This window comes from Hyphomicrobium sp. DY-1, from assembly GCF_047497105.1.
Taxonomy (GTDB): Bacteria; Pseudomonadota; Alphaproteobacteria; order Rhizobiales; family Hyphomicrobiaceae; genus Hyphomicrobium_B.
Genome location: NZ_CP134870.1, coordinates 1,019,099 through 1,030,571 on the forward strand (window position 1 = coordinate 1,019,099; position 11,473 = coordinate 1,030,571).

General features: G+C 57.5%; 4 protein-coding genes and 2 pseudogenes. 5 read left to right on the top strand and 1 reads right to left on the bottom strand.

Going from position 1 to position 11,473, the window contains the following annotated elements; translation table 11 throughout:
* The first annotated feature begins 64 nt into the window (after nt 1-64).
* Together RLW41_RS04910 and RLW41_RS04915 are read left to right on the top strand one after the other, a co-directional pair.
* The gene (locus tag RLW41_RS04910; protein ID WP_414463737.1) at nt 65-1,435 is read left to right on the top strand and encodes an amidase family protein; all 1,371 of its coding nucleotides are present in this window, start codon (nt 65-67) and stop codon (nt 1,433-1,435) included.
* Complete coding sequence (locus RLW41_RS04915; RefSeq protein WP_414463738.1) at nt 1,428-3,053, top strand: GMC family oxidoreductase; 1,626 nt, start codon at nt 1,428-1,430, stop codon at nt 3,051-3,053. The genes RLW41_RS04910 and RLW41_RS04915 overlap by 8 nt, the downstream gene beginning before the upstream one ends.
* A gap of 523 nt (nt 3,054-3,576) precedes the next feature.
* Here the strand turns inward: RLW41_RS04915 and RLW41_RS04920 are convergent.
* Nucleotides 3,577-5,322 (bottom strand): carboxylesterase/lipase family protein, encoded by a 1,746-nt coding sequence (locus RLW41_RS04920; RefSeq protein ID WP_414463739.1) that lies wholly within the window; start codon nt 5,320-5,322, stop codon nt 3,577-3,579.
* Nucleotides 5,323-6,195: 873 nt separating this feature from the next.
* Between RLW41_RS04920 and RLW41_RS04925 the strand changes: the two genes are divergently transcribed.
* From RLW41_RS04925 to RLW41_RS04935, 3 genes and pseudogenes are all read left to right on the top strand, one after another.
* The gene (locus RLW41_RS04925; RefSeq protein ID WP_414463740.1) at nt 6,196-7,752 is read left to right on the top strand and encodes a carboxylesterase/lipase family protein; all 1,557 of its coding nucleotides are present in this window, start codon (nt 6,196-6,198) and stop codon (nt 7,750-7,752) included.
* Between the two features lie 1,027 nt (nt 7,753-8,779).
* A pseudogene (locus tag RLW41_RS04930) lies at nt 8,780-8,997 on the top strand (tyrosine-type recombinase/integrase); the annotation flags it as partial.
* 257 nt (nt 8,998-9,254) lie between these two features.
* Nucleotides 9,255-11,256: pseudogene (locus RLW41_RS04935) on the top strand (DEAD/DEAH box helicase).
* The last annotated feature ends 217 nt before the right edge of the window (nt 11,257-11,473 follow it).

Consider the following 11,473-nt stretch of genomic DNA (forward strand, 5'->3'; position numbering starts at 1 on the left):
ATGACTGTGTCGCGTGTCGACATCTGTGAATCCCCAAAAATCTTCACAAGAAAAGGCGTGTCACGTGAACAACTGGAGCCGGGATCTCAAGCCCGAAATGCGGCCCTTCTTACCGGCGACCAATGCCTTCGTCGCGGGGCGAGACACCCCCGAGGCGTTTCTCGAACGCTGCTTGACAGCCATTGAAGAGAACGAGCGGAACGTCCTTGCCTTCGTTGCTCTTGACATCGCTGGGGCGCGGAGAGCTGCAGCCGAAGCGACCCGACGATGGCAAACCGGAAAGCCATTGTCGCCGATCGATGGCATGCCCATCGGCGTTAAAGATATCATGGAAACCGCATCGATGCCGACGGGGGAAGGTTCTCCTCTGTTCAGGGGACGGCGCACCCATCGGGACGCAGCCGCGGTCGCAGCGCTTAGAGCGGCAGGCGCGATCATCCTCGGTAAAACCGTGACAACGGAATTTGCCGCCGTCGAACCCGGCCCCACGCATAATCCCTGGGATTTGAACAGAACTCCCGGCGGGTCGAGCAGCGGAAGCGCTGCAGCGGTTGCTTGCGGCTTGATTCCGGTCGGCCTCGGGACGCAAGTCATCGGCTCAACAATCCGGCCAGCAAGCTTTTGCGGCTGTTACGGCTTTAAGCCCAGCGTGAACGCGATCAACCGAGGCGGAAGTTTCGATTACAAGAGTCACAGCGTAACGACCGTCCTCGCAGCATCCCTCGATGAAGCGTGGGTCGTCGCCAGACAGATATCGTTGCGTGCCGGCGGCGACTACGGACATATGGGACTGGATGGACCTCTAAGTGTGCCATCGCCAGAGCGGCCGGACTCCATCGTCTTTTTGCGGACAGGCGCTTGGGCGGCCGCGTCGGAAGACGCTCGGAAAGAGATCGAGAAGACCATCGCCACGCTATGGGACGCCGGCGTTCGCATTCACAAGAGCGAAACGCATCCCGCAGTCGCTGCTGCGGAAGAGGCGATTTCGGGGGCCGCAGGTTTGGCAGGTTTGATCAATATCTGGGAAGATCAATGGCCGCTCAACACCTATGCGCGCGATATTGATGCTTCCAAACTCAGCGATGTCATGCGCCGTCGACTAGAATCGGCCGCCGAGATGTCGCAGGAGAAGTATGGCGCTTGCTTAGCCGAACGCGAGAGAACTCGCGGCGTTTATGAAAAACTTTCTGAAGTTGCTTCCGTGTGCTTGACGCTCTCGGCCTCGGGTCCCGCCCCTGTGGGATTACATTCAACGGGCGATCCAAGTTTTGCGATTCCCGCTTCGCTGCTTGGCATTCCGGCCATTTCACTACCGGTCCTGCGCGCCGACGGACTTCCCCTCGGGTTGCAGATCATGGGTTTCCGGAACAAGGACAGTTCGCTCATCGCGAATGCTGGCTTCATCGAGAGCATGCTGCAGCATAGTCATGCCTAACCATCCGTCGGACGGATTACCGGAATACGACTATATCGTTGTGGGCGCTGGTGCCGCGGGTTGTGTCATCGCGCGGCGCCTAGCTGACTCTGGCGCCCGGATATTGCTTCTCGAAGTCGGCGAAGCGGACAAGGATTGGCGTATTCCGCTCCCGTTCGCCTGGCCCGATTTGTTACGGCGCAAACGACAGCACTGGATCTACGAAAATCGTGTCGACGATCGCAAGACAGGCGAGCTTCTCGGTGGCAAGGTCTTGGGCGGATCGTCAAGCGTGAACGCGCTCGCCTTTGTTCGCGGCCACAAAACTGATTACGATGGGTGGGAAGCGCAGGGCCTGAAAGGTTATGGCTTTGCAGATGTCCTTCATTATTTTCGCCGAATGGAGCGATGGGAAGAGGGAGCCAGCGCGCTAAGGGGCGGTGATGGACCGATATCTGTTGCACGCGCTTATCTTCCTGATCCGCTGACCGAAGCTTTTTTGGCCGGAGCCGAGTCGGCCGGTCATACACTGAACGACGACTACAACGGCGCCGAACAGGATGGTTTTGGATTTGTCCAAGCCACGATACGACAGGGTCGCCGTTGCAGCGCTTTTGACGGTTACATTCGCCAGAAGAGCAGCAGCGGATCAATCACCATCGAAGCGGGCGCCCGCGCAACGCGCATTGAGATAAGCGCAGGACGCGCGCGGGGCGTGCATTACGCCCAAAATGGTCGGGCAAAATACGCCCGCGCGACAGGCGAGCTCATCTTGTCTGGCGGCGCGATCCAATCGCCAGCGCTTTTGATGCTCTCCGGCATCGGGGATCCTGAGGTCCTGCGCGCGCACGCGATCCGGGTGCAGGCGCCTCTTGGGGGCGTCGGGCGCAATTTGCAGAATCACCTTTCCCTGGCGGTGCGGTTTCGGCGAAAGGACACCGGTACGATCCGACGCCATCTTCGCTACGACCGGCTGGCAATTGAATTGGCGCGTGCTCGGCTCTTCCGAGACGGCCTGTTCTCCATGCTGCCGACTTGCGCAATCGGCTTCGCGCGGACCGATCCCGGCCTCGCGGCGCCAAACCTGCAGATTTCCTGCACGGCGGTCGCCGATGACGCACGGCCCTATCTTCCGTTTGCGGTTCCGCACGCGCCCGATGGCTTTTCCATCCGAGCCATGGTGCTAAGGCCTTCGGCGAGCGGCGTTTTAAAACTCGTCAACAGCGACCCGTCAAAGGATCCTGTGGTTCAGCAGGGGAAAAACGCTCCGGCCGACGATCAAACGCTGGCCGAAGCGCTGACAACTATCGAGGCGATCACCAGCCGCCCCGCCATGGCGAACATCATCGACAACCGCGCAGCCCCAGATATACCGAAGGGGAACGATGCGCGCCACGCATACATAAGTCGCAATACATCGTATTTGCATCATCCCTGCGGCACATGCAGGATGGGTGCCGCCGAGAATCCCAATGCAGTCGTGTTGCCGGATTTCTCCGTGAGGGGAATCGAAGCCCTGCGGGTGGTCGATGCATCAGTCATGCCGGGCTTGGTAGGTGGTAACATTTATGCTTGTGTGACCATGCTCGCGGAAAAAGCAAGCGACGAGATTATTGCGAAATTCCGAAGACAAATCTGAACAACGAGATCACATAGCCAACGACTGGCAAATCTAAGCCGTGGCGCATCCAAAGATATTCTGCTTGCCTCGATGGAACTTTCAGATTGGAAGCAGACGTCATTGGTCAACTGGAAACAGACGCGATTTACCCATAGCGGACATCGCTCGCGCTGCGCCTCGCTTAATTTCAGTCGAGCATTAAGAGATCGAAAAGTCCGATACACGAGAGGCTCTGAAGACGGTCGGGAATGTGTCGCCGAGCCACGCGGCGGCTCATCTCGGCAGGCTCGCGTTCGTAACCTCTCTCAATGCAAAAATCGGCAAGTGATGTTCATCAAAATAAGATCATAGATTCTCGTTCTTGCGGTTCAGCCATCGCCGCCAGTGTAGGTGCCATAGCGAACGCGAGACCGGTGTGATGAGGCGATCTTCGCACTGTTTTTGCCGTTGCAATAGCGCCCTCTGACGGCGGCCTGTCCCTTCAATCACAAGAAACGGACAGGCCGCTCCTCCCTATTCTCCGTTTCTATCAATTCACAAGCTAGTCAGTGGGATAGGTCAGACTCGAATCCCAGAAGTCGCATTTGTAATTGCTTCTATATTGGGCGACGGATTCAACCGAGGTGGGAATATCCTGCTGCAGGAATGGGCCAGTGTTTGCTCTGTACTGTGCCCATTTCAGGTTACCCGGACCGTTCGGGTTGCCGGTTGCCGCAAAGTTGGTCCAAGCCGCGACGAGCTGGTCGGAGAGATTGATCTCGCTACCCTGCAGCTCGCGTGGCTGGCCGCTGTCCTGATCGAGGTTTACACCGAGGATACCGCCCGAGAAATTCGGAAACAGAAACTGAATGTCCGCCGTGTGGTAGGCGAGCGCCTGGAAATGTCCGGTCGGAGAGTAGGCGTTCGGCATTTGCGGAAAGTTGAACGGCGCCTTCGTGTAAGTGAAATCGTACGCGTAGGTTGGTATTTTCGACGCCCACAGATTGAGAACGTGAAGCGTCTGGCACTTGGTTGGATCGGTGCCGGCCCGGTCCGCCGCGACTTGCGGATTGTTGCCATAGGCCGATAGCGGATACGCGGCCAGCACGGCGGCACTTTTACTGGCCGTGTACTGATCCGGGGTAATAGCCACTTGCGGCGGTCCGGTGAAATATTCGGTGATCGCCGCACCGAAATTCGCTTCGTCGGCAACCGTCCCAGCCATCGTCGGCATGTGGTTATATTGCCCCGTCGTGAAGGCCGTCTCCGGCTGGTGGGGAATGACGGTTCCATCCACGAACGGACCAACCGTGTAGGTCTGCTTGAGGATCGGATCGACGGCATTGCCTTTGGCCGTTCCCTGGATCTGCAGGATGCGTGCGGCTGACAAACTGCGCAGGCAAGCAGAACTCGAACAGCCGACCGCAGTAGCGAAGGCGCTGCCCCTTGCTAACGCCGTCGCAGAGGTCGGCAATCCGGAGAACGCCGGCAGGGAGCTTTGATAGATTGCTCTATTGAACAGACCCGTTGAACCCGGTGAAAGCACGTTCGCACCGGTATCCACTGCGCCAGCCGATTGGCCGCCAAGCGCAACCCTGCTCGGATCGCCGCCGAACGCGCGAATGTTACGCTGAACCCAACGGAGCGCGGCCTGCTGATCCATGATCCCGTAGTTGCCCCAAATGTGATGCTCCGCGTTCAAATGCTGTTCTGATAGGTAGCCGAACAGACCGAGGCGATAGTTGAAGGTGACAACCACGGTGGGGGTGCCCAGCGGCCCACCGGTCGCTAGCTTGCTCCCATCGTAGTCATTGGATTCGCCCTCGACGTTACCACCGCCGTAGATCCACACGATGACCGGCATGGCCTTGCCGTGATTGCCGCCATGCACGTTTGCCGTGAAAACATTGATATAGAGGCAGTCCTCGCTCATGCTCTTGGGGCCGCCGAACGACTGAAGTTCAGTCACCTCGCACGAATCGGCATAGTGCGTGGCATCGAGGAGACCGTGCCGGGCGGCCGGCGCCGGAGGCCGCCAGCGCAGGTTTCCGACCGGCGGTGCCGCATAGGGGATGCCTAAGAAGACGTTCACGCCATTCTTTGTGAAACCCCGGACCGGCCCATCAACCGTATTAACGGTTGGTCCCTGGCCATTGTCGGAATTATGCGCCAGTGCGGGCGCCAAAATTCCGAATACTGAGAGGAATGCCGAGCAAAGCGCGAGCCCGCGATTCCATCTTGTTCCCATTAGGCCCTTTAAACTCATACGTTCCTCTCCCAATGATGGCAACTCCTGTTTGGCAGTCATGCCAACGGCCAGACATTTGTGCGCGCCATTTTCGCGTGCGAGACATGATCTAGATGGCCCTCGCGCGCGTGAATTTTTTCAGAGAACGAAAATCACAGCTACGCTCAGGGTGAACTGATATGAGCTTGCAGTGCACTTCTGCCACTCGCCAGTCTTTGCTTTGGAATTTTGCTGCACCCCAAATTTGGGATGCAGCCGATAATTTTGTAATTCGTGACCAGAAATCATACTCGTGCTTGTCGTGAATTCCGTGGACGTTTCAATCCTGTTCGCCGTCCCCGAAACGTGTCCATGATCGGAAGGGGAAAGGCCTCACCAGCTCATCGACCACTACAGTCGCCGCCAGTTCCACGAATGCCCGGGCATTCTCACACCCGCCTACGTTGACTTCGGGCGTAGTGCCCGCATCCGAAAAAAGTTGGCGCACTCATGCGACGCACTATCGATCAGAGGCCCCGTCAACTGCAACGCAACCACATGGCCTTCAACTAGATGAGCCGACGTTCAACTGTCGCGATTACCCTAAAGACGGACAACCCAATCCAAAAAAACTCGCGAAGGCAAACTCAGTGCACTTCGTGCTCTGATCGTGCGCTCATAGCTAAGCGTCTCGTATGCCCAGTTCACTGACTGCACTTTCGAGTGCGCTCGCTCCCACGCCAATTTCCCCTCATCGTCGCAAAATGGAGGTCCAGCAAACAGCTGGCACCCACAATCAGTTTGTTAAGGGAGAGCGCTATGTTTAGGTCGTTTAATCAAGTCCGGCGATCAAAATCATCACGCCGACGCGTCATTTGTTGCGGCTTAATTGCAGCGGCTGCTATTTCGAGTCCCGCGTTAGCGGGCAATCACGATTCCTCTAGTGGCCCGACAGTGACCACCAGTGACGGCCCCGTCAGAGGTTTTAATCAAGGGGGCGTGAATATCTTTTTGGGAATCCCGTACGCGGCGCCACCGGTCGGAAATCTGCGCTGGCAACCACCTCAACCAGTAAAGCGCTGGCATGGAGTGTTGGACGCCACCAAATTCGCGAACACCTGTCCACAGGTTACCGAGCTTGGCGCATTTGCCGGACCTTCGAGCACGAACGAGGATTGTCTCTACCTAAACGTTTTCACGACAGGGAATAAAGGAAAAAAGAAGCCCGTTATAGTGTGGATCCACGGCGGCGGAAACGTGGATGGTGAGACCAACGACTATGACGCCAGCAAGTTGGCTACGGGCGGTCCGATGGGCACCCAAGCAGTGGTCGTAACCCTGAATTACAGACTGGGTCTTTTCGGGTTTTTATCAGAATCGCATCTGAACTCGGAGGGGCATCTTTGGGGTAACTACGGTATCCTTGATCAGCAGGCCGTGCTTCGATGGGTACGGCGCAATATAGCGTCCTTCGGCGGCGACCCGACCAAGGTTGCGCTTGGTGGTCAATCTGCGGGCGCGCAAGACACCGGCGCGAACGTCTTATCGCCACTGGCTAGAGGTCTCTTCAACAGAGCAATTTACCAGAGCGGCCCTTTGCCGTCCCTTGCAACCGCAGCGCTGGCCCTGTCTAGAGGCAATGCGTTCGCAGCTGCCGCCAATTGTTCGAACTCCTCATGCCTGCGTAAATTGAGCGCCGAACGGATACTCCAATTGCAGGGAACCCCCAATGCCAACGGCCCATACATCACCGGACCATTTGTGGATGGTTCAATAATTCCAATTCAGCCTGAGGCAGCCTGGACATCCGGAAATTACAACAAAATGCCCACCATGGGTGGAAGGGTGAAGGACGAAGGAAACTTCGGAATAAGCATTACGGAATATTTTTCCGGCCCCCCTCAGACCGCGATTACAGAAGCGCAATATGAAGCTAACGTTACGAACACATATGGCGCTAACGCAGCCGCCGTATTAGCACAATACCCTGTTGGCAATTACGGTAATGACCCGCAGATTGCTTATGACCGCGTCACAACGGATCCTGGCAAGTGCCAAGCACTTCACGTGCTAAGCTTATGGGCACCCGTAATACCTACCTATAGCTATGACTTCACATACCAGAATACACCGTATTATTTTCCTCAGATGCCGAATGTGTCATCGCCCACAGGCCATTTCCGTGCTCTCGCATACCATACCTCCGACATTCAGTTCGTCTTCAAAAATTGGCATGGTGGAAATCTGGGAGTGAATCTCGACCAGACCAGCGGCCAGCCGCGCGAACTGCAGGGGACGGAAATCGCTCTGTCTGATCAGTTGGTAGCGGCTTGGACCAACTTTGCAAATACCGGAAATCCAAATGGAACGGGAAACTCCCCATGGCCAAAGGCTACAACTGGAGGTCCGTTCCTTCAGCAGGATATACCATTGGCATCTGAATCAACTACTCAATATAGAGCCAATTACAAATGCGACTTCTGGGATCCGCTTTTAAGCTATCCCATGTAGGGTCTGTTGATGGACGGCCGCGTCTAGACGCGGCCGTCCTCTCACCATGCGCGAAATAAGGCCGGCTAACATCGGTTTCACCATCCAGCAAGCGGCTTCATCGACAAATTCGTCATGCACAGCCGGCTTTAGGTAGGTCCTAATTCGGTTCGCCACGGTTGAATTTCCGACGGTCAGCGCTTTCGACAATTGGGCTGACCATTCCGGTCATGCTGACAATCAGTCTAGCAATAGGAACTCCGTTTGAACTCGGTCTTGAGCCGGTCGGAATCGCTCTATTGACGTTGACTCTGTTCCTCGCACAAATGAAGTCATCCGGCGCCCCGACTAATATTGTCTTTGGCGTCCTCCGTCTCGTAGTCTTCCTGACCTTCGCCGCACTGATTTTCAACCCGTAACAGGAGAGCACTTTTGAAGCCTACGAGAAGCTGCCGATTAAAACTTTTCAATTGATGGGATATCTGGATAAAATCCTATTACAAGAAGCGTCTTTGCTTATGCCTCCGCTCGTTTTGTAGCTTTGCAAAATGTCTCTTCTTGGCCAATCGTGTCAATTTTCCGATGTCTGCTCTCGGGGATCTTCGTGAAGTCGTATCCGCTCATCAGAAGAGCATGCGATTTCAAAGATGCGACTTCCGCTTTCTCTGCGAAGCGTCCCCTAGATATGCAGTTACCGGTGCCTTGGTTCAAATGTGGGCCATCCTTGAACCAACACTGCTGCCCGGATTTTCAATTCGCAAGCCCGAGTTTAAAGCGATTCGATTCTTCGGCACCCATAAGGGAGTCGTTGTCAGTGATTGGAGGAAAGAAATGCGCATCCGAATTGAGGGAACATCCCATAAGCCGACGTCGCCTGAAATGCGGTGGCCTTGCGTGCTAACTGCCTAATTCGTCCCTCTTTCTCATCGCCTCCGACGGCTCTCAGGTTCTGTAGGAAGGTCGGAACGCCGAGGTCGTAGAGTGAAGCTGCCATGATGAAATCGTATCATAGGGCGGACAACTTAACACCAGTTGCTCACGCTCGCGCCAACTAGTGCAGGAGTGGGTAGCGAGCATCGGGCTTGATCCGGCCAAGTTCGGCACGCATCTCTACGGCGCACAAAGGCGGTGCTTATCTATAGGGGGACGGGCAACCTCCGAGCAGTCCAGCTTTTGCTCGGACATTCAAAAATCTAGAGCACGGTGCGCTATCTCGGCATTGAGGTCGACGACGCGATCGAGTTTGCCGAGAAGATCGAAATCTGACGCATAAGCGCCGTGGGCAGACATGGTCCGCGACCAACTTGTCGTCGCCGACCGTGGGACGCTAACGACCGCTATTAAGACCTTCCGGCCGAAAGTCTTACGTGGCAGGCTAACCAACATTCGAAGCGCGTTAACTGCCTGCTGGCGTTTACGCCGAATACCCCCTAGGCACGCTAATAACGACATTCTTGACGAAGTGCGCCTGCCACTCGAATAGAGCCGGGTGGGCCTTCTCCATTCGAAAAGACTTCACAATCATGACCTTCCCGTCGGTTCATCCCGCGCTCGGGCGCGCTCTTTCTGCGCGCGGCTACTCTGCGCCGACCGCCGTGCAATTAGCGGTTCTCGAAGCCAATACGGTAGGGCGCGATTTGCTGGTCTCGGCGCAAACCGGCTCCGGGAAAACGGTCGCCTTCGGACTTACGATGGCGTCGACGCTGCTTGGAGAAGCGGAACGTCTCTCGCAAGCCGCTGAGCCGCTGGCGCTGATCATCGCGCCCACGCGTGAGCTTGCGATGCAAGTGCAGCGCGAACTCGACTGGCTCTATGCAGACACCGGGGCGCGTGTTGTGACCTGCGTCGGGGGCATGGACGCACGCGCGGAAGCCCGCCAACTCGGCTTCGGCGCCCATATCGTGGTCGGCACGCCCGGACGTCTACGGGACCATTTAGAACGACGGCGGCTTGACCCGACAAAACTCGCAGCCGTTGTGCTTGACGAGGCCGATGAGATGCTCGATCTCGGATTTCGCGAGGATCTGGAATTCATTCTCGACGCAACCCCTGAAGGCCGCCAGACGCTCCTGTTCTCGGCCACCATGCCCCGCGAGATCGAAGCACTGGCGCGCCGCTACCAGCGCGACGCTGTTCGCATCGAAACGGTGAAGCGCAACGAGCAGCATGCCGACATCGACTATCGCGCCATTCGCGTCGTTCCGGGCGATACTGAAAACGCCGTCGTCAACGTGCTTCGGTTTCACGAGGCCGGCGCCGCGATTGTGTTCTGTTCGACGCGCGAAGCCGTAAAGCGGACGCACGCGCGTCTGTTGGAACGCGGCTTCTCTGCGGTGGCCCTATCCGGAGAGTTGACGCAGAACGAGCGCACGCATGCACTGCAAGCGCTGCGCGATGGCCGCGCGCGCGTCCTTGTCGCGACGGATGTGGCGGCGCGCGGGCTCGACTTGCCGGCTCTCTCGCTCGTCATTCACGCCGATCTGCCCAATGATGCAGAGACACTCCTTCATCGCTCTGGTCGCACGGGGCGGGCCGGCAACAAGGGCCTGTGTGTGTTGATTGTCCCCTTCGACCGCCGGCGTAAGGCCGATGCGCTGCTGGTCGGTGCGAAGCTCAAGGTCACATGGGGGCCCGGCACCGACCGCTGAGGAGATCCGCGCACGCGATCAGGAGCGCTTTCTGGCCAGCTCTATCTTCACCGCTCCCACGACGGACGAGGACCTGAAGCTTGCGCAATCCCTTCAGTCCAGCCGCACGGCAGAAGAGATTGCTCTCGCGTTGGTCCGCATCCACCGAGCCCAGCTGCCCGCGCCGGAAGATCTTACTGAGGATACGGGCTCGCCGCGGCGGCGCAATGATCATGCGCGAGCACCTCGGGAGCGGGTCGAGCATAGGCAAGTACGCTGCCAAGGGCCGCAAGGCCGACACGAGCGCGCGATCGCGCCCCCGAGAGACAGCCGCTCCGCGCACGCCGTACGTGATCAGGGCCGTGAGATGGTGTGGTTCCGGATCGATATCGGCCGCGAGCGTAATGCCGAGCCCCGCTGGCTGCTGCCGCTTCTCTGCCGCGCCGGCAATGTGACGAAAGCCGAGATCGGTTCCATCAAAATCTTCGACCGCGACACGCGCTTCCAGATCGCCGCCCAATCCGCAGAGACGTTCGCGGATGCCGCGCGCTCCATGAAGCCTAACGAGGGGCGAATTTCGCGCATCGGCGCCTCCATGGGTGACGACGCTGGTACGCACCGCAATCCGACCCTCGCTCCCCGGCAGCAGAAAGACGACGAGGCCAAAGCCGCAACCTTGTCTGATCCTCAAACGGGTCGGCACGCGAAGATGCCATGGCGGGATCGAAACAAAGAAAAAGCTGGCGCGCATCCTCATCGAAAGCGTGACGCGCAGAAAACTCATCCCAAGGGTCCAGGGCCTCACCCAGGTTCATCAAAATCAAGCGGCGAATATAAGCCTGGGTCAAAATTCGCTCATAAAAAGAAGCAGCAGAAAAAGCATCGTCCGGCCTCGTAGCCTTCGGAAGCGATTTCCGAACGTGAACAAGTCAACTCAGGGCTTGAACACGCGATCGACCATCCGACGATTCGACCTATCTCGCTCTCACAGCGGACGTGGTCGGCAGGGCTCCCTGCGTCACCGATCGCTGCTACTCAACGACAGCTATTGGGACGATTCAACCGCGTGCGACGCACTCTGCCCTGCCTAGTCCTCGGCAGCTTTTTCTGCGAAG